Origin of the sequence: Parasediminibacterium paludis, assembly GCF_042651445.1 — a bacterium.
GTDB classification, from domain to species: domain Bacteria; phylum Bacteroidota; class Bacteroidia; order Chitinophagales; family Chitinophagaceae; genus Parasediminibacterium; species Parasediminibacterium paludis.
Genome location: NZ_JBHSDC010000022.1, coordinates 358,883 through 377,179, shown reverse-complemented (window position 1 = coordinate 377,179; position 18,297 = coordinate 358,883). Strand labels below are relative to the sequence as shown.

General features: G+C 36.6%; 14 protein-coding genes. 7 read left to right on the top strand and 7 right to left on the bottom strand.

Translation table 11 applies throughout. From position 1 onward, the window contains the following. Together sov and ruvA are read right to left on the bottom strand one after the other, a co-directional pair. A partial coding sequence (gene sov / locus ACFOW1_RS11930) for a T9SS outer membrane translocon Sov/SprA (RefSeq protein ID WP_379014522.1) occupies positions 1–7,253 on the bottom strand: 7,253 nt, incomplete at its 3' end. Positions 7,254–7,292: 39 nt separating this feature from the next. Further along, positions 7,293–7,874 (bottom strand): Holliday junction branch migration protein RuvA, encoded by a 582-nt coding sequence (ruvA, locus tag ACFOW1_RS11925; protein ID WP_379014520.1) that lies wholly within the window; start codon positions 7,872–7,874, stop codon positions 7,293–7,295. 221 nt (positions 7,875–8,095) lie between these two features. Between ruvA and upp the strand changes: the two genes are divergently transcribed. Next, a complete protein-coding gene (gene upp / locus ACFOW1_RS11920) occupies positions 8,096–8,749 on the top strand; it encodes a uracil phosphoribosyltransferase (RefSeq protein ID WP_379014519.1) in 654 nt (217 codons plus the stop codon). Between the two features lie 75 nt (positions 8,750–8,824). Further along, positions 8,825–9,835, top strand: coding sequence for a PorP/SprF family type IX secretion system membrane protein (locus tag ACFOW1_RS11915; protein ID WP_379014518.1), 1,011 nt, complete (start codon positions 8,825–8,827; stop codon positions 9,833–9,835). Positions 9,836–9,913: 78 nt separating this feature from the next. Here ACFOW1_RS11915 and ACFOW1_RS11910 read toward each other — a convergent pair whose 3' ends face one another. After that, positions 9,914–10,135: a DUF2795 domain-containing protein gene (locus ACFOW1_RS11910; protein WP_111293716.1), complete on the bottom strand. Its 222-nt coding sequence runs from the start codon at positions 10,133–10,135 to the stop codon at positions 9,914–9,916. Between the two features lie 139 nt (positions 10,136–10,274). Between ACFOW1_RS11910 and ACFOW1_RS11905 the strand changes: the two genes are divergently transcribed. Then, positions 10,275–10,928 (top strand): ABC transporter ATP-binding protein, encoded by a 654-nt coding sequence (locus tag ACFOW1_RS11905; RefSeq protein WP_379014516.1) that lies wholly within the window; start codon positions 10,275–10,277, stop codon positions 10,926–10,928. 82 nt (positions 10,929–11,010) lie between these two features. On the opposite strand, the gene ACFOW1_RS11900 is transcribed toward ACFOW1_RS11905, so the two are convergent. Continuing rightward, entirely contained in the window at positions 11,011–11,574 is a 564-nt protein-coding gene (locus tag ACFOW1_RS11900) for a cob(I)yrinic acid a,c-diamide adenosyltransferase (RefSeq protein ID WP_379014514.1), read from the bottom strand. 295 nt (positions 11,575–11,869) lie between these two features. Between ACFOW1_RS11900 and ACFOW1_RS11895 the strand changes: the two genes are divergently transcribed. From ACFOW1_RS11895 to ACFOW1_RS11880, 4 genes are all read left to right on the top strand, one after another. Next, the gene (locus ACFOW1_RS11895; protein WP_379014513.1) at positions 11,870–12,256 is read left to right on the top strand and encodes an HU family DNA-binding protein; all 387 of its coding nucleotides are present in this window, start codon (positions 11,870–11,872) and stop codon (positions 12,254–12,256) included. A 236-nt stretch (positions 12,257–12,492) separates the two neighbouring features. Then, entirely contained in the window at positions 12,493–12,906 is a 414-nt protein-coding gene (locus tag ACFOW1_RS11890) for a PH domain-containing protein (RefSeq protein ID WP_379014511.1), read from the top strand. After that, positions 12,906–13,133: a membrane protein insertion efficiency factor YidD gene (gene yidD, locus ACFOW1_RS11885; protein ID WP_379014509.1), complete on the top strand. Its 228-nt coding sequence runs from the start codon at positions 12,906–12,908 to the stop codon at positions 13,131–13,133. The genes ACFOW1_RS11890 and yidD overlap by 1 nt, the downstream gene beginning before the upstream one ends. A 67-nt stretch (positions 13,134–13,200) precedes the next feature. Then, positions 13,201–13,440 (top strand): hypothetical protein, encoded by a 240-nt coding sequence (locus ACFOW1_RS11880; RefSeq protein WP_379014508.1) that lies wholly within the window; start codon positions 13,201–13,203, stop codon positions 13,438–13,440. A gap of 313 nt (positions 13,441–13,753) precedes the next feature. On the opposite strand, the gene ACFOW1_RS11875 is transcribed toward ACFOW1_RS11880, so the two are convergent. The 3 genes from ACFOW1_RS11875 to ACFOW1_RS11865 form a co-directional block, all read right to left on the bottom strand. Beyond that, positions 13,754–14,464: an ABC transporter ATP-binding protein gene (locus ACFOW1_RS11875; protein ID WP_379014506.1), complete on the bottom strand. Its 711-nt coding sequence runs from the start codon at positions 14,462–14,464 to the stop codon at positions 13,754–13,756. 99 nt (positions 14,465–14,563) lie between these two features. Beyond that, the gene (gatC, locus tag ACFOW1_RS11870; protein WP_379014504.1) at positions 14,564–14,854 is read right to left on the bottom strand and encodes an Asp-tRNA(Asn)/Glu-tRNA(Gln) amidotransferase subunit GatC; all 291 of its coding nucleotides are present in this window, start codon (positions 14,852–14,854) and stop codon (positions 14,564–14,566) included. A gap of 113 nt (positions 14,855–14,967) precedes the next feature. After that, on the bottom strand, positions 14,968–18,081 hold the full coding sequence (locus tag ACFOW1_RS11865; RefSeq protein ID WP_379014503.1) for an AsmA family protein: 3,114 nt from the start codon (positions 18,079–18,081) through the stop codon (positions 14,968–14,970). Positions 18,082–18,297 lie beyond the last annotated feature (216 nt).

Genomic DNA, 18,297 nt, shown 5'->3' with positions numbered 1-18,297 from the left:
ATAGAAGGCTGTATAGTTACTACACGCTGGCCACCTGTACCATAAGCATTTTGCTGGTCAAGTCGGCTATTGCTAGTAGCATCGTTACGTACACCTACATCTACTTTAAAGCTGAGGTCGTTATCTAGCTTGGTATTTTTCATAAATGGCAGCTTAAATGGTAAGCGAAGGCCTTTTATCCGATAACCACCACCAACTACAATTTCGCTACTATTGGTTTCGCTCAACTGATAGTCAACAAGGCTTAAACTTAGTTGGCGGCTTTTGTTGTACATAAACTTCACATTCAAATGACTAACCGTGGTGATATCTATACCTACTAGTGGACCAAATTCTTCTTTAATGGTAATATTTGGCAATAGGAAGAAAGGTACATAGTTGCCGCTTACTGTATCGATAAACTGCGGTGCACCCAAGTGCAAAGGATCATAATAGTTTAAAGCGCTGGTATAGTTGTTCATACTTAATTCGCCTTTGTAACTATGGGTTAATGTAATGCTGGTAAAAATTTTAGACAATGCAGGCAACTTAGATAAACCGGTATAGGTTAAACGCCAATTTGGTTTTGGTAAAATAGTACTAAACGGATTCTTCCTAATAGTACCATTATCTTGATTAATTAAACCAACAGTGCGTGGATCTTTACCTGAATAGGCAGCTAAAAAGGCTGGTATTAATACATCTTGCGAGTAGCGACCGTAGCCTTTAGCATAACCATCAGCATTAACACCTCCGGTATAATAAGGGTTTGCTGAAGCTACACGGTTGGAAATAATTAAACGGTTATTTTCAAACTGTGTAAATGTAGATGAGACAACGTTTGGATTACTACTCCTAAACAAGGTACCAAATGAAATATACGATACACTGAAACCACCGCTTGCATAGGGGCTTAAATGTTGTTTTGTACCGCTATTATTATTAATGGTGTCTTTAAACAATTCAGAATATTCTTTACTAAAGCTTTTGTCTAAATTGACATCTATAATAAATTCTCTTACTGGCTCTAGCTGTGCCGTTAAACTTAATGTTTGTTGAAAATTTTGACGGTAGAAATCGTTAAAAGAACTATCACGAGACAAAACGCCCAAGGCCGCTTTCTGGTTCAACCAAGTCGTATCTGGCTGGCGACCAAAAACATAATCTAAACCTGGTTGGTTACTTTTAAAGTTTTCACCTAAGAATTGCGTACTATCCATATAGCCTGGTACACGGCTACGATAGTTTTCAGTATAGTTGATGGATGCGCGTTTTACCATGGTGATGGCTTTACCCACGCCTCTAATAAAACCACTCATTTCAACAGGTTCATTGGCTTTTTTTAATCGCTCTGCTGTACGTAAATCACGCTTCTGTTGACGCCATTTTTGTAAGGCTTGCTTCTTAACTTTTCCTACCAATAATTTACCATCTTTATCATGTATCACTTCATCTCTTGTACGAATAGTTAAACCTAATGCATTGACTGGTTTTGGATTGGCAATAGCATTGGTTACAGGTTTTGCATTATTGTTAGCACCTGGTCTTGGCATGGATACTCTATTTACCTCACGTAACCAACGACTTTTGTTGTAAAGCCTTGTAAAATCGAATTCTGTGGTTAAATTATTACGCTGACTATTTTCCAAAACGTTACCAATACTAATCGCTAATCGACTAGCAGCCACCCAACTAAACGATGTACCGTAATTGTAACGAGCTGTAATCCAATCTGTCATTGGCAGCTTGTTAATAGGGATGGTATAAGTGAAAATTGCTTCTTGATTGTATTGAATATTACGCCCACCTTTAAAGAAATTGTTTCTCACTGTATCACGTTTTGCTTTTGTATCAAGGGCGCCGTCTGGTTCGTCTACATAGGCGTTATTGGTAGCTTTAAAATCAAAGTTTAAGCTTCTGCTTAAATCCCAACGTAGGTTGTAAAATCTATCGAATTTAAAGTATTTGTCATAAGTTGTATCTACTTTTTCTACCTTACTGGATGATAAATCTGTGTTTACAACACGTGGTATATATTGACCAAATTGTCTGTTAACATCGGCTCTAAACGATAGCAAAGATGGTTTGAGATTAAAATTGAAATCTCTAATGGGTGTTAACCAAGGATTTCTATTTTTAATGAGTTTCTTAAACGGCTCTACATATTTTGTAGGTTTATTATAAGTATACCCTAGATTTCCACGGTACTTGTTCATTTCATTTCGGACCACTGTAGGATTCATTTGTACCGTTTGGGTAAATGAATAACTCACATCAAAATTACTAATACTTAATAACTTAGGCTTGCCCTTGGGCATTACACGTACATTGGTAAAGTTTAAGGTTTTAATGGTTGTTTGATCAAGCGCTGCATTTTTTATAGAGTCTTTTTCTGCTTGGGTTTTAGCTTGTGTAATTTTGTCTTTAAACAGTACGTCTTTATCAAACGGGTCGTACTTAGGTGTTTTTACTGTTTTATTAATACTAGCGTAAATGGGTATAGACAATCGAGCAGCCTTAGGTACTAATTTACCAGCATCAATATTTATAGCAGCGTCAAATTGCGTCATTGTTTCCTGAGCACGTTCACCAATTTTCTGTTCGATACTACCCCAGCCTGCTGTATGCATATTGCCAGAAACAGTTAATCTGCCTAAATCTGCCAACTGCATATCTACCCTACCTACTGCTGCATAAGAACCATCTTCATTGGCGCTAGATAGGCGTAGTTCATTGATCCAAACCTCGGTACTTAAAGGCGAGGTATTACCATCTTTGGCATTTTCTACACCCACAAGTATCCCTGTAACTTCGCCTAAATTAGGATTACCCAAAACACTGAAGGTTTTGGTGCCAAGTAATTCGCGATAAATATCTGTTACGTTAGTACGACTGCCATTTCTCCGTTGTTTTAGATTTACCAATTCTTGCAAACTAAAGTCGAGATTATTTTCAGCAGGCCATACTTTTATAGCATCTGCTTTAGAATAATTACCTGAAGGGGTAATTTTTAAAGGGATTTTTATCTCGTAGTAATTGTTCAAAAAGTCTTGACCAATCCGCACAACAAGATTCAATTGATTATCAGTTACAGGTGCAAACTTGGGTACACTTTCTGCGTGGGCAAACATGGATAGCGTACCATATTGACGCAGATCTAAGTTAACAGTTTTAAACACGGCTCTTGCATCGCCATCGGCAAGATTTTGTATCTGCATGCTTAGCGATTGTTCATTTTGTAATAGGTTTACACCATTATTACTTAATACCTGTACTCGTTCAATGCCTGGTGGAATAACATAGTTAACAGGTGTTCTACTACTATTTTCTTCAAGGTTTACTGCCAACGTATTAAAGTAAGTGGTGCTTGTATTTATTGGTGTGTAAGATCCTGTTGTATCCAAATTATAAGTAAAACCACGCCATTGATTACGTACCAAATCTAGCTTTGCAAAACGCAATACTGTTGAATCTTCAAAATCTGTTAAATACATTCTAACAAATCGTATAGATTTAAAATCTGGTATTTGACCAATTTTTCTCGTATAACTTTTTATTGGTACCCTAAATAAAAACCAAGTTTCCGATCCAGATGTACCATTGGCGTAAGTAACATTCACAACCTTAGAATCTGTAATATAGGGTGTTACACCTGCCGCCATACCTGGTCTTAAATCAAACTCATATTCGTAATATTCTTCAGTTTCGTTTAATGTATTATCTCTATTTAAATCCTCATTATCAGGATATAAAGTGGCTGCAGATGAAAACTGAGAACTTGTGGTAGCAACTGGAGAATTGCCTTGCGGATTATTATAATTTTTATACCGTCCTAAAATACCCGTTTTAGCAGCGTCGAAAGCAGGGTCACGATACCAAGCATAGTCATCATTGGAAGGGTCTTTAATGGCTCTCTGATACAGTGTTGAGTTGGTACCAAAGTTGTTAGCGATCTGGTTTAAATAAAATGCTCTTTTACGTCGCTCGCCATCATTATCAAGACCATCAAACCCCACATCTTGGTAAGCCCTATCATCAACATTATTGCTAAATGCTTGTGTTACTTGAATAGGGTTTACGGGTGTTTTACCCCAAGTATTGCTACTATCCACAGCCGCTGGTGACGTTGGTGTATTCAAACCATTTTCATAAAAGCGCTTACCATCTTTCAAAATATCTTCACTAATATTACCTAAGTTAATACGTAATTTACCACCTGTACTTGATGGGTTTTTGATAAATGGATCTTGTACCCAAAACTCAATATTTTCAATATTATTGGTTTCAAAATCAGTTTGATCTATGCTACGCATAATACCACCCCACCTTGTTCTTGGGTTCTTTAATTTACCGTTACCGTCTATTTGTGAGGGATTGGCTTCAAAGTTATAAGGTCCTAAATCTGTAGGGTAATAGGCAAGGTCAAAAGTAACTTGCTGTGTATTGGTAATATTAGTAGTTTGTTGTGGAAACAATTCACTGGTATACACCAATCTTGTACTTGGTTTACTAATCTCATCTAAATTATTTCTAAAGGGGCTGTTGGTACTATTTTTATCTTGCAAAGTTGGCTCAATGTTGTACCAAGCTAATTTTGCACGATTTTTACCATAATCAACACTATCGGTTAATGTTGCTTCGGGAAATGAGGTAGTACCTTGTGGCGTACTTGCTAAGGCCCAAGCAACCAATGGAAAACGCAAATCTAAACTGCTTCTTGTACCCTCAAAATCATCTATATAAAACAAACCGCTATTACCGCTACCAATTTGTGCAGGATGGCCTGGTTTTAAATAAGCGCCTTCACCATAAGCAGTAATAGTACTCATGGTTTTGGTTGTATAAAACGGCAACTTATCTAGTAATCTTGTGAGACCTGGCAAATCAGATTTGTAGCTTACATCTGCGGTATACATGGTATTTCTGATAGGGTCTTCACCAATATTTACTTTGGTAAAAAACGGTCGTTCATTTAAACGCTCCATAGATGCCCCAAACTGTAGTTTTTTGCTTGCTTTATAATCGGCTCTTAAGCCCAAAAAGCCTCGCTGTTGCAGACCAAATTGTGCATTGTTTTCGTACGAAACATTTACTGGCACGCCAGAGTTTAAAATGGCTTGGTTTAATATTTTTACTTGACCTAGGTTATAATCAATACTATAATCTAACCCTTCAATTAAGTTTTGTCCACCAGCAGTTACTTTTACCGAACCTTGCGGAATATTAAAGGCACCTAAATAAATTTCGCTACCTCCGCTGCCCTTTGCTTGGCCTTGCATCACAAACCGGTTGAGATTGGCATAAGTTTGTGCGATGGCTTTAATGCTATCGTATAATTGTTGGTACACATATTTTTGCTGTAACGCGGGTTGCCCATTAAATGCAAGCCGCGCTAAGTCGCTACCAAAGGGCTCTAACACAGGAAATACAATTTTACCTTGTTGTGACAAAACAGTGTATCCTTCTACATAATCGTAAATACCATCAGGTTGTGGGTCGTTTCGGCTGTTTAATCTATCTAGCCCTAGAATATTGAGTAAGCTTTTACCATCCACACTTGGTGCTGCTTCAGGCAAATATCTTTTTAACCCCCCGCTTGGTTCTTGGTACAATACATTTAATTGAAAACCATCTTTGCTTAAGCCAAAAACGTCTAAGCTATATACGTTTTTCATCATCAATTTCCAAATGGGTAATGTGGTACGTGCAGATGTGGCTTTTAACAATTTGAGGAACAATACTTTTTGTACACCAGATGTATTGGCATTGGTATCTAATGCTACGTCTTGGCTAAACTCACCCACTTGATATACACGACCATTATTGGTGTACTGATACGCAACAGCCAATACCTCATCTGGCTGTAACTGACTATTTAACGATAAAAAGCCTGCTTGTGCATTAAAAGTATACTCGTTAGTGGTTAATTTTCTTGCAAAGGTTTTTTCGAAATCATTAACCGGCGTTAACCCTCTAGCAATCAATCGGCTATTAATTTGTGCAGGGTTTCTATTATTAGGGTCACCAGTTAAAAAGCTGTACAAATTGTTAGCACCATTGGCAGGCAAAGTGCTAGATGTTAAGGAGCTATTGGCAGGGTTGTACGGTTGGTTTTCACCTAAGTCCATTAAGCCCACGATATCTCTAGCATCGGTAGTAGCACCAGTTCTATTGGTTACCCAAACTTCAATCCGTTGTATTTGCACTTGGCTATTCACAAATGGCAACTTAGACATGGTAGTATTATAGTTATTTCTAAAATACTGCCCCATCAAAAAGTGGCGATTTTCTTCATAATCATCCAATTTTTTCTGAAAAGTGGTAGTAGCGGCTCCGCCTTTTAAGGTTTGACTTTGTCTTTGACTACGCTGCGTAGCAATTGCGGCAGTTATAAATAATTTACCAAACTGCAACTGGGTTTTTAAACCAAATAAATTCTGCGAAGATGGTACTAAGGTGCTTTTTGACTGCCAAGACATATTACCAGCTTCTATGCTTTTAATAATCTCGTCGTCCTTACCCTTATAATCAAGTTTTAATTGATTCAAATAGTCGAAATTTGCTAGCGTATTATAGCTGATAGGCAATTTTAATTTATCACCAATATTGGCATTAACATTAAAATTTGTATTCATGTTAAAATCAAAGCCACCATTTTTTCTAGCTGCTTCTGGCAATGTTGGGTTCAATGTTTTTTGACCTTGATAGCCCGCCATAATATCTACCGAACCTTGTGGTTTGATATCTACATTCAAGGCATTATTTTTTGCATTTTTTACGCCACTTTTCAAACTATCAAGTTTTGCGCCTGCGCCTCCAAGCAAATCTTTCGCACCAAAAATTCTGTCAAATAAGCTGTTGAAAACGGTGAGTTTTGGTCTTTGTTGCTTCTGATTTAATTGCGTCAATGCATTAGCCCTTTCTTTAAAGTAGGCTTCTTCGTTAAGCTTATTTTGCAGAGCATAATATTGTTCAAATGTGAGTGTTGTAGGTTTTCGGTAAATGGTATTACCAATTTTTTCTACAATAACATAGGTGTTGGTAGCAGGGTCGTATTCAATTTTTTGCTTTATAAGAGCGGTATCTTTAATATCGAATGGATTTTTGTTTTGATACGTAAAACGGTCGCCGCGTCTATCGCTTATAGGAAAGCGTAAGGTATCTTTTTTAATGTCAAAAGAATCTTTTTGTTGGGCTTGTACAGGTGCAACAGAAATTAACCACCCAATTATGGCAGTTAGAAAAACAATCGAATAAGATGAATAATGCTTCAAAAGACAGCTACTCTGGTTAGGTAAAATTTACTCTTATAACTATAAATTTTTTAATGCTTGTTTAATCATGTCCTCCAAAGCGATATCAGGATTTGACAATATTACTTTTTTTACAGCGTTTTCTGCCATTGGCTTACTAATACCAAGTGCAATCAGGGCATTAATAGCATCCGCATCCACAGTTTGAATGGCGAAATTTGTTAGCGGGCTTTCCATTGCTTGCTTTCCAAGCTTATCTCTCAGCTCTACAATCAGTCTTTCAGCACTTTTTTTACCTATACCTTTAATGCTTTCGAGCTGCTTGGTATTGCCTTGCACAATCGCCTTTACAATTTCGTCAGGTCTCATTCCAGACAGCATCATTCTTGCGGTAGCTGCACCAACACCAGATACACTTATCAGTTGTAAAAAAATTTCTTTTTCTGCCACTGTTGCAAAGCCATACATGGTTTGCCCGTTTTCATACAAGTGAATATAAGCGTGCAACAAACCTTCATCGGCATTAGCAATAGCGCTGTAAGTATTGAGGCTAATTTGTAAATCGTAGCCTACGCCATTTACATCTACCACCACTCTCGCAGGCGTTTTGTTTACAAATTTTCCCCTTACAAATGCAATCATAATCAAAACAAAAATAGTGTTTTTGATAATGCAAAATATACTGCTTTTTTATTGTACTAGTTTTATGAAATAGGATTTTAAATACATCTACAATATTGAAAAATACCATTTTGTACCCTAACAAATAATATTCTCTTACAAACATCAATTCTTCCTCAAAGAGAATAGTATTTTATTTACTTTCGATTGTTTTCCCCACTTTTCTATTTAATAATTGTAGCATGGTTATCAACTTAAGTGAGCAACATAGTTTGCTCAGCAATTGGGTATCTGAATTAAGAGACGTGAATGTCCAAGGCGATCGATTACGCTTCCGCAGAAACCTAGAGCGTATTGGCGAAGTTGCCGCTTATGAAATTAGTAAACAAATGCCTACTATTACCGTAGATATTCAAACGCCATTGGGCATTCATAATAGTAAAGTATTGGCCGAACAACCCGTTTTGGCCACCATTTTAAGAGCAGGCTTACCGCTCCATAATGGTATGTTGAATTATCTTGACAAGGCTGATAATGCCTTTATTTCTGCTTATAGAAAACATTTTCCCGATGGAAGTTTTGAAATTAGTTTAGAATACATGAGCTGCCCAACTTTAGAAAACCGCATTATTATCATCAGCGACCCCATGTTGGCAACAGGGGCTTCTTTGGTTAAAACGATTCGCTATATGAAAGAGGAAGGCAACCCAAAAGCTATCCATGTCGTTTGTGCCATTGCCTGCTCCGTAGGTATAGATTATATCAAAAGTCAATGTGGCGAAGATATTACGATTTGGTGTGGTGATATTGATGAAGAAATTACTGCAAAAGGCTATATTGTGCCTGGCCTTGGTGATGCAGGCGATTTGGCATTTGGCACTAAAGTTCAAGCATGATTTGTTAAATTCTTATAGTAATAATTTTTTATTACGCTATTTGCCTTAATTTAGTTGTCTGATATCTTGATATAAATGAGAAGATTAATTATTACTAGCTGTTTTATATTGATTGGCTTAATGACGTATGCGCAAGATCCACACTTTTCGCAATTTTTCTCGTCGCCATTAACCTTAAATCCAGCGTTTACAGGCAAGTTTTCAGGTACTTTTAGAGCAGCAGGTAATTATCGCAATCAGTGGCCTACCATCAATAACGCATATATCACCACAACAGGTTCGGTAGACTTTCATTTGCGTGAAAATCACATCCCTCAAAATGATACTTGGGGAATTGGCGGATTGTTTTACAGCGATAATAGTGCAAATGGTGCGGTACGTTTTAATTATGCTACTTTATCAACTGCTTACCACAAAGGCTTAGACGAAGAAGGCTATCACCAATTGGGGCTTGGTTTTCAAGTTACTTCTGCTACCATGTCTATCAACACCAATGCCCTACAATTTGAAGATCAGTTAACAACAGCTGGATTTACTGGTGTAACACAAGAAATTTTTAGTGGCGCTACTCTATCTGCTAATTATATAGATGTAAATACGGGCATTTTGTACAGTGGTAGCACTACTGATAAGAATAATTTTTATTTTGGTGTTAGTTTATACCACGTTAATAGACCAAAACAAAGTTTTGTAGGTGGCAATTATGTACTGAACCCTCGTGCTACCATTCATGCAGGTACTTATTTTCCTTTAGGGGCAAATGGTAATACTATTTTGCACCTAAGCGGTATGCAAACTTTTCAAGGCGGCGCTTCTGAAACTGTAGTTGGTGGTGCTATACAATTAGTGGCTAACCCAGAAGAAGCCAAGCCAACAAGCATTTATTTAGGTAGTTGGATGCGATTTAACGACGCTATTATTCCCTATTTAGGCTTAGAATTTGGCGATGTAAGATTGGGTGCTACTTACGATGTTAATAGTTCGTCGCTAAAAACTGCTAGCCAACGACAAGGTGGTATCGAGATTTCGTTGGTGTACATCTTGAAGAAAGAAACAGACAAAAACATTCCTTGCCCAAGATTTTAAAAGATGTAAAATAGTTAATACAAAAATAGCCGCTTGTGTCAAGCGGCTATTTTTATGTACTTAATTCATCTAATGTTATTAGTATTCGTCTTCATTAAACATAAAGTCTTCCTGACTAGGATAGTCTGGCCAAATGTCTTCAATACTCTCATAAATTTCACCTTCATCATCTAATTCTTGGAGGTTTTCAACCACCTCAATAGGTGCACCACTACGGATGGAGTAATCAATTAACTCATCTTTGGTAGCTGGCCAAGGCGCTTCTTCTAGGTAACTTGCTAATTCTAAAGTCCAAAACATACTTCAAAAATTTGTGCAAATGTAACCGTATAAATGAAACCACCAAATGTAAGTTTTGTTACAACCTTATTAAATTATTAAAGATGTAAAAAAGTTGCCACACTGGTTGTATGTTTACAGCCAATAAGTGCCCAATTGTATGTTAGAAGCCCATCATATTACTAAGCAATACGATCAATTACAAGTATTAAAAGGTGTTAATATTACCGTAGCCAATGGCGAAATTGTGTCTATAGTGGGTAGTTCTGGTGCGGGTAAAAGTACCTTATTACATATTCTTGGTACATTAGATACACCGGATAGCGGCAGTATTGTATTAAACCAACAACCTATTCACTTACTTAAAGGCAAGCAGTTGGCTGCTTTTAGAAATATGCATATGGGTTTTGTATTTCAGTTTCACCATTTATTACCTGAATTTAGTGCGCTAGAAAATGTGTGTATACCTGGTTGGATAGCAAACCGTAGCAAATCACAAGTAGCAAAAGAAGCGCAAGAACTTTTAAACTTATTAGGCTTAAGCGAAAGGGCGCAAAATAAACCACAACAACTTAGTGGTGGCGAACAGCAGCGTGTAGCAGTAGCAAGAGCCTTAATAAACAAGCCATCTATTGTATTTGCAGATGAGCCCACGGGCAACCTTGATAGCGCCAATGCAAAAGACCTGCACGAACTCTTTGTACGCTTAAAAACAGAACTTGGACAGACCTTTTTGATAGTTACGCACAACGAAGAACTTGCCGCTATGAGCGACAGAACCGTACATATGAAAGATGGGAAAATTACTGGTTAATGTGCTAATTAGCTATTATGATGATGTGATAAAGAAAGTATCAGAATGGCCGTTATTAGATACAAAATCTCAAATCATAAATCTACCCCACCCTTGGTTTCCAAGCTACTTCAGCAACTTGCAGTTCGTGAGCAATAAATCTGCCAAGTACAAATAAATAGTCGCTTAGTCGGTTAAGGTATTTAATTACCAAAGGTTCTACAAATAATTCGTGTTCTTGCATGGCTACACAGCAGCGTTCGGCGCGGCGGCATACACAACGGGTTACATGCGCTGTAGAAACCGCTGCATGCCCTCCTGGCAAAACAAAAAACTTCATTACTGGCAACACGTCATTCATACGATCTATTTCATGCTCCAGAAATGTAATATCAGTTTCTTTTAGGTCAGGAATTTTCATTAGCGGCTCTTTGTCTGGGTCGCAAGCCAATGATGAACCAATGGTAAATAATCTATCCTGAATTTCTTTCAGCGTGCTATTTGCCGCACTGTGGTGAAAATAATCGCCAAGCAAGCCAATATATGAATTTAATTCATCGATAGTGCCATACGCATCTATTCTAATATGCGACTTAGGCACTTTGGTGCCGCCAATTAATGAGGTTTTGCCTAAATCGCCGGTTTTGGTATATATTTTTAACGCCATTATTATCTATTTAAGGTACACATCACTTTCGAAACGCTACAAACGTATAGCTGTTGTGTGAGAACAACAAGATTGTGTGAGATTGGTTCAATGAAATACCTTCATACAATTGAAAAAATATTTGAATTGATACGGAAACGTATAGCGATAATAAAGATTTTGTGTTAATATTGTAAAAAATAAATCTGTTTAAAGATGGTATACCGATAGCCATGTGTCTACCTCTAGGATAAAAGAACTACCCATAACACCTTAAAAAACAATTATTTATTAAAACTTTAAAAACAAAAAAGTTATGGCAGTAAAGTACAAAGTAATTAAGAAAGCTGAGCCTGGCGTAATAGGCGGTGGTAATGGCAAATACTACGCAACACCTGTGGTACAAGGTGAGCGTAGCCTAGAGCAAATAACAAAAAGTATAGAAAAGATATGTACCGTAAGTGGCGCAGATATACGTGCCGTATTGTATTCGATGGTAGACGTAATTACAGACGACCTAGCCAATGGGCTAATAGTACGCATTGGCGACTTGGGTAGCTTACGCCTAAGCCTAAGCAGCGAGGGCTTTGCAAAAGAAAAAGATGTAACAGCTAGTGCTATTAAAAGCAGTAAAATATTGTTTACGCCAGGGCCTAAACTAAAAGAGATGCAACACACTTTGAAATTTGAAAAAGTGTTATAAACAATTGCCAAGCTAGGACTTTAGAATTTCCTGCCTAGGAAAAAAAATTAGCAAGCTAGGAAAATGTATTTTCCTAGCTTGGAAAAAAAATTTCCTAGGCAGGAAATTTTTAGGGTGTAATTTAGTGTTTGTTATCTTGTAAAAAAATAACCTTGACAATGGCGAAATAGGCTAATTTTAAGTCATCTATAATGTATTAACTTACTTTAATTTTGAACAAATAAAAAACTAAAAAGATGGCATTAACAGAAATCGTATCAGGACTTCCAATGGAGGTTACATACCAACTAATGGATACTGAAAAAGTTTATTATTTTTCCTTTATTGCTTTTAAAGGTGGTTGTGGATCATCTGGGCAACATCAAAATTACTGGCTAGCTTTAACGGATAGACGTGTTATGTATAAAACAAAAGTTTCTGAACTTAAAGGAAAATTAGAAAATTTTGTAGAAAAGGATGGTGATTTACCATTCGATAAAATTTCATTCATTGAAGTTTCAGAAGGTCAAGAAGTAAAAGGGTGTAGTGCTCAAAAAACGTTTCAATTAAGAATTAGTACATCTGGTGGAACAATTGCAATTCCTATACCTACAAAGGAAAAAGGGTATGAAATAAGAAAAATATATTCAGAATTAAGTCATAAAGCATAATGAAAATTTTGACTCTGCCAATCAATTGGATTTTGGTAATTTCAATACGAGTTTATCAAAAAACTAAAATGAGGCGTTATTCAAAATGTTTACATTATCCATCCTGCTCTGAATATGGAATTATTGCTTTAAAGAAGTATAATTTATTTAAGGCTGTAAAATTGACAATAAAAAGATACAATGATTGTAACCCTTTTTCAAACAGGCCTTATATTGACTACCCTTAGTAAGAGCAATTAGATTGCAATTAAAATGATACTAGAAACAATTTTTACTGTAATTATTTTATAAATCATGGTTGGTAAAGTAACTTTCATCAATACTCAAACAAGAAACTTCTGTATTGCGACAGGAAAAGGAAAATGTACTATTTGCAATGCCTCAAATATTAATGATATTAAAGTGGGCGACTCAATTGAATTCGACAATATTCTTGGTGGTAGTTATTTTTATAATTTAAGAACAGAAAGAATCAGTGCTAGTGTAGTGTATTGGGATATTAATATCGGCTCATCTATAGAATATTGTAAATAGTTGTTCGCCTTTGTTGGTATATGTGCAGATAAATGTTGGCAAGCGTACCAAAAAAGTCTCTTCACTATATCGTTTCCAAAACCTACTTAACCTGCTGCACCATGCGTAAGGGATGGCAGTGGAAAGCCCGCAGCGTAGCGAGGACTTGCAACGAACAGCCCGACACGCCACAAGCGGGAACGCCATCATAATTTCTGATTTATGGTTTGTGATTTGGGATTTATGCAAAAACCCGACAGGTCTTAAAGACCTGTCGGGTTTAAAAAAGAAGACTTATAATGGATGTTGAATACAATGACCAATCACCTAAAACCTACCCATGTAGGCTAGCCATAAACGCTGCTTTGTTTTTGTCGCTTTCAATAAGACCATCTTTCAGGCGCACTACACGGTGGGCGTAGCTAGCAATATCTTCTTCGTGGGTTACTAGCACTACAGTGTTGCCAGCTTGCTGTATTTTATCGAAAATGCCCATTACTTCTACCGAGGTTTTACTGTCTAAGTTACCGGTAGGTTCGTCGGCCAAGAGAATTGAGGGATTGTTTACCAAAGCACGTGCAATGGCTACACGCTGTATTTGACCACCACTTAGTTCATTGCTTTTATGGTGACTTCTTTCGGCCAAGCCTACTTTGCTTAGGGCTTCTAAAGCACGTTCGTGGCGCTCTTTTTTGCTAATGCCTGCGTAAATGAGTGGCAGGGCTACGTTTTCGGCAGCGGTAAGGCGAGGTAATAAGTTAAACTGTTGAAATACGAAACCAATTTCGGTGTTGCGCACTTCTGCTAAGTCGTCATCAGGCATTTTACTTACGTCTTTACCGTTCAATATATATCTACCACCTGTAGGTGAATCAAGGCAGCCCAAAATATTCATCAAAGTACTTTTACCACTACCACTTGGCCCCATGAGCGCTACGTATTCGTTCTTAAAAATATCGAGGTTAATACCTTTTAACACCGGTATAGCCTGCGTGCCCATAAAGTAGGCTTTCTGAATATTGTCTAAGTGGATGATTGCGCTCATATAGAGAGTGGTAGTTATGAATGGTGAGTTTTGGGGTCATTGGTCATAAGTCATTTGTTACAGATTCTTAACTATTGACTACTGACCATTGACAATTGACTATCGTTTGATAACCTTTGGCACTTTAAAATATTGGTTGTCTTTAGCTGGTGAATTTAGCAATGCTTCTTCCCTAGTTACGCTACCTTCTACAATATCTTCACGTAAAGCATTTACGCTATCGCCCATATGCATTAAGGGTTCTACGCCTGTGGTATCTACTTCTTGCAATTTTTCTACAAAAGCAATCATGTTTTGCAAATCGGCTTTATAGGCTTCTTTTTCATCTTCTGCAAAATGTAATCTTGCCAAATGTGCCAATTTTTCTATCGTAGCATTTGTTACTTCCATACCAACAAAAATACCTGTTTGAAGTGAGATTTGGAATTTATGATTTGAGATTGGTAGTTTGAGATTTATTACCAAGGGTTTACAATTTCAAATCTTAAATTTCAAATCTCAAATTAATTCTGCGTTGAATCGGGTGTTTCTTCCAAATTATCGGCATCCTTACCACGCCTTAATGCTACTTTAGGATTCGCCTGCGTTCCAGTAATGCTTACGGGAATACCGAAAATACCCAATGGCGGCAAACCAATACGCATTTTAAGGTTCAATCTGCCATCTAAACTTACTTGACCTTCTATGCGTGGTCTAAAACCTAAAATACGCATTTTAGTACGTTCTAGTGTGATGATATTGTTTTTAATAGTGGTTTTAAAATCTACTTTTTTCAGGTTAGGATTATTAAGACTATCTCTATTAGTAGCTTTACTTACGGCGGTAAATAGCTTTAAACCTTTCACTTGCACATTTTGTACAGACAATACACCACCACCTTCCAGCGATGGGTAAATAGGCATCATATTATCATCGAGCTTGCCTTTTAAAGCATAATCAACCGAGACAATGCCTTTTAAATATTTAGCAGAACTTGCCATATTGTGAAACAACTCAATTTGACGATACGCTTTATTTACATCAAAATCTTTAGCCGTAATGTGAAAATCAAAATAGGCTTTTGTTGCAGATTGACTCACATATGTTGCATCCATTACAGCGGCAGCGCCAATAATATTAAAGCCAGTTTCTTTTAGCATCAACTTGCCATTGCTGATAGTAAGATTACCATGTGCACTATCTAATTGCAAGCCGTTATATAATACTTTATTAGCGTTAGCAGTAAGTGTTACATCTATATTATCAGGAATCATTATCACACCTGTAGATGCAGATTTTTTGGATGATGTATCGCCTTTAACAGGTGCAAAAGCCATTAATTCATCTACATAAATTTTGTTGCTATTGAGCTTAAAATCGCCCTTTAATAGCGATTGGCTTTGCATTACATAATTAATTACGTTTTGTAAATTACCATTTAGGCTAAAATTAGTTTTGCCATAGCTTGCATTGAATTCATCAAACCACATATTTTCTTGCTGAAAGCGAAACAATCCAGATTTTACCAGTAATGGCTGCGGAAAACGCTCGTAGGTTAACGCCACATTGTTCACTTTCATGGTGCCACTATTTCTTAGTCTATCGTACAAGCCACGTATCGCATCGCTTTGCTTGCCTTGCAGCGATACATGGGTTTCTATTGAACCATTAACCCCAATACCATCTAGGGCAAAAACCTTATAAATTCTGCCAATATCTAGTACACCATTGGAAGTAATATCGTATTTAATATCAGACAAGTTCTCTATGCTCGCTTTAACGGTAAATAGTTGCTTTTCAAATTCCAAAGAAGCAGGTTTAATACTAATACTAGTGCCTTTTAAAGTGCCGTCGTTATTGGTTACTGTGGCTTCTACATTTATTTTTTCTATTGGGCTAGGATAGTATTTTGTTTTTACTGAACCATTTACCAAACTAATAGCAGCAGTAGTTTTAGGAAAGGCTTTTTTTACAGGATTATACGTACCGCTAGACAATACATCTACCAATAAATTACCCTTTAATTCTATACTGTCCAAAGGATAAAACTGCTTCACATCCGCTAAGTTGAATTTGCTTTTTATATTGGCTTCAATTGGGTAATTATCGCCACCAGATAATTTAAAAAAGCCCTTGATATAATTACTTAATACATTGGCATTCAGATTCTCGATAGACAATTTAGTATGTTGGTACTTGTTATCGCTACATGATGCATTTAGATTAAACGCTATATTGGTAACAGGCTCTGCCACGTTTGCATGTTTAAAATAGCCATTGATAAGAGATGATTCCACCTTAAAATTGGGTATAGAACTAATGACGGTATCTATGATACGCAAATGTTTTACCGTAGTAGTAGTATAGTTACCATCGGCAGTGGCGTGTAATTTGAATAAGCCTTTAACATCAAACGTACTTATACCGAAGGCTTTGTCCCACTTATCTAAATCTATTTCAGAGTTAATTTTTGCCTTAATATATGGCTGTTTTATACCTTTTATTTGTACCACCGAACTAAAATAATCTTTATCGATATTAAAGAAAATACTGTCAATATTTACATACAAACTATCGGGATTTAAACCAGGTAATTTGGTTTCAAAATTTAAAAATAAATTCTTGACAGGTGATGGTGTTTTATTATTAGCAATGTAGCCGTTCCGCACACCAATATTAAGTTTTAAATCGGGCATTGTATTAGTAGACGCTATAAATTTCCCCGATAATTCGGCATTAATATCGCCAGTACCTTTTACCTCGGTTTTATCAAGCCAGGTGATATATTCGGGTGGCAATGCTGTAAAAATATCGTGCAAATCAGTTGCATTTGAGTTAAGTTTAAAAAGCATATCATACCCATTCTTTAAAAACTCGAATTTGCCTGTAAAATCAAATGGCAGCTTATTGATTTTCAAATCATTTTTTTCAAAAATAAAAGCCAATGAATTGGTATTAATTTTGGTAATTAAATCAGCTTGTAATTTTTTAGACACAAAATATTGACGCCCGCCATACATGAAATCAACGGCAGCTACTTCTGCATGTGTGGTAAGGTCAAAAATGGCTTTGCTTAAATCGCCTTTACCTTTATATTCAAACCCTACTGCATTGATATACATTGGTAAGCTTCTATCATCGTAGGTAACACTGCTTTTTTCAACTACAATTTTCTCGATTTTTAACGAGGCAGAACTCGAATCTTTAACGGTGGTGGTATCTACTTTGCCAGCTTTATACACGTTGTAATTGGGCTTTCCTTCTGCATCTACTTGAATATTGATGGCCGCTTCTGTTAAATAAATTTCATCGATATCAATTTTTTTAGATAATAAACTGGCAATGTTGATACCAAGCGCTACTTCTTTGGCTTTCACCAAGGTTGTGTTTGCATATGGTGCAGACCCATTTAAATCAAAATCGTATAGTGTAAGTGTCAATGATGGAAAATGATTAAAAAAAGAAAGTCTTGCTTTGCTAAAATTAACTGAGGTGGTAAAGCTATTGGTGGCTAGTTTTTTAATTTCATCTGAAATGCGTTGTGGAAATAAAAAAGGTGCTAAAAATAGCAAAGCCACCAAGCTAAAGAAGCTTATGGCAGCGATTTTTAAGGATTTTAGTAATATTTGTTTTATCATAAAAAAAAGTTGCTTTGCATTAAAGCATAAAAGTAAGCCATCTACCACTTACCCATCATCAACAAAAGGTAAAATGACAAGAAAACGCCGAAACGATGGGTTGCGAAATTGTCTTTATTGCCTTTACACATTAACTAGCGGCAAAATATCACGCATCATGCTTTGAATTATCCCCATTTCAATAGCCATAAATTTTGTAAAAAAGGTTGAAAGGTT

Excerpts from the sequence above, each read along its gene's own strand:
- ACFOW1_RS11905 (WP_379014516.1), top strand. The coding sequence starts at position 10,275 with ATGTTAGAAGCCCATCATATTACTAAGCAATACGATCAATTACAAGTA.
- ACFOW1_RS11875 (WP_379014506.1), bottom strand. The coding sequence starts at position 14,464 with ATGAGCGCAATCATCCACTTAGACAATATTCAGAAAGCCTACTTTATG.
- ACFOW1_RS11880 (WP_379014508.1), top strand. The coding sequence starts at position 13,201 with ATGGTTGGTAAAGTAACTTTCATCAATACTCAAACAAGAAACTTCTGT.
- yidD (WP_379014509.1), top strand. The coding sequence starts at position 12,906 with ATGAAAATTTTGACTCTGCCAATCAATTGGATTTTGGTAATTTCAATA.
- ruvA (WP_379014520.1), bottom strand. The coding sequence starts at position 7,874 with ATGATTGCATTTGTAAGGGGAAAATTTGTAAACAAAACGCCTGCGAGA.
- gatC (WP_379014504.1), bottom strand. The coding sequence starts at position 14,854 with ATGGAAGTAACAAATGCTACGATAGAAAAATTGGCACATTTGGCAAGA.
- ACFOW1_RS11890 (WP_379014511.1), top strand. The coding sequence starts at position 12,493 with ATGGCATTAACAGAAATCGTATCAGGACTTCCAATGGAGGTTACATAC.
- ACFOW1_RS11865 (WP_379014503.1), bottom strand. The coding sequence starts at position 18,081 with ATGATAAAACAAATATTACTAAAATCCTTAAAAATCGCTGCCATAAGC.
- ACFOW1_RS11915 (WP_379014518.1), top strand. The coding sequence starts at position 8,825 with ATGAGAAGATTAATTATTACTAGCTGTTTTATATTGATTGGCTTAATG.
- ACFOW1_RS11895 (WP_379014513.1), top strand. The coding sequence starts at position 11,870 with ATGGCAGTAAAGTACAAAGTAATTAAGAAAGCTGAGCCTGGCGTAATA.
- ACFOW1_RS11900 (WP_379014514.1), bottom strand. The coding sequence starts at position 11,574 with ATGGCGTTAAAAATATATACCAAAACCGGCGATTTAGGCAAAACCTCA.
- ACFOW1_RS11910 (WP_111293716.1), bottom strand. The coding sequence starts at position 10,135 with ATGTTTTGGACTTTAGAATTAGCAAGTTACCTAGAAGAAGCGCCTTGG.
- upp (WP_379014519.1), top strand. The coding sequence starts at position 8,096 with ATGGTTATCAACTTAAGTGAGCAACATAGTTTGCTCAGCAATTGGGTA.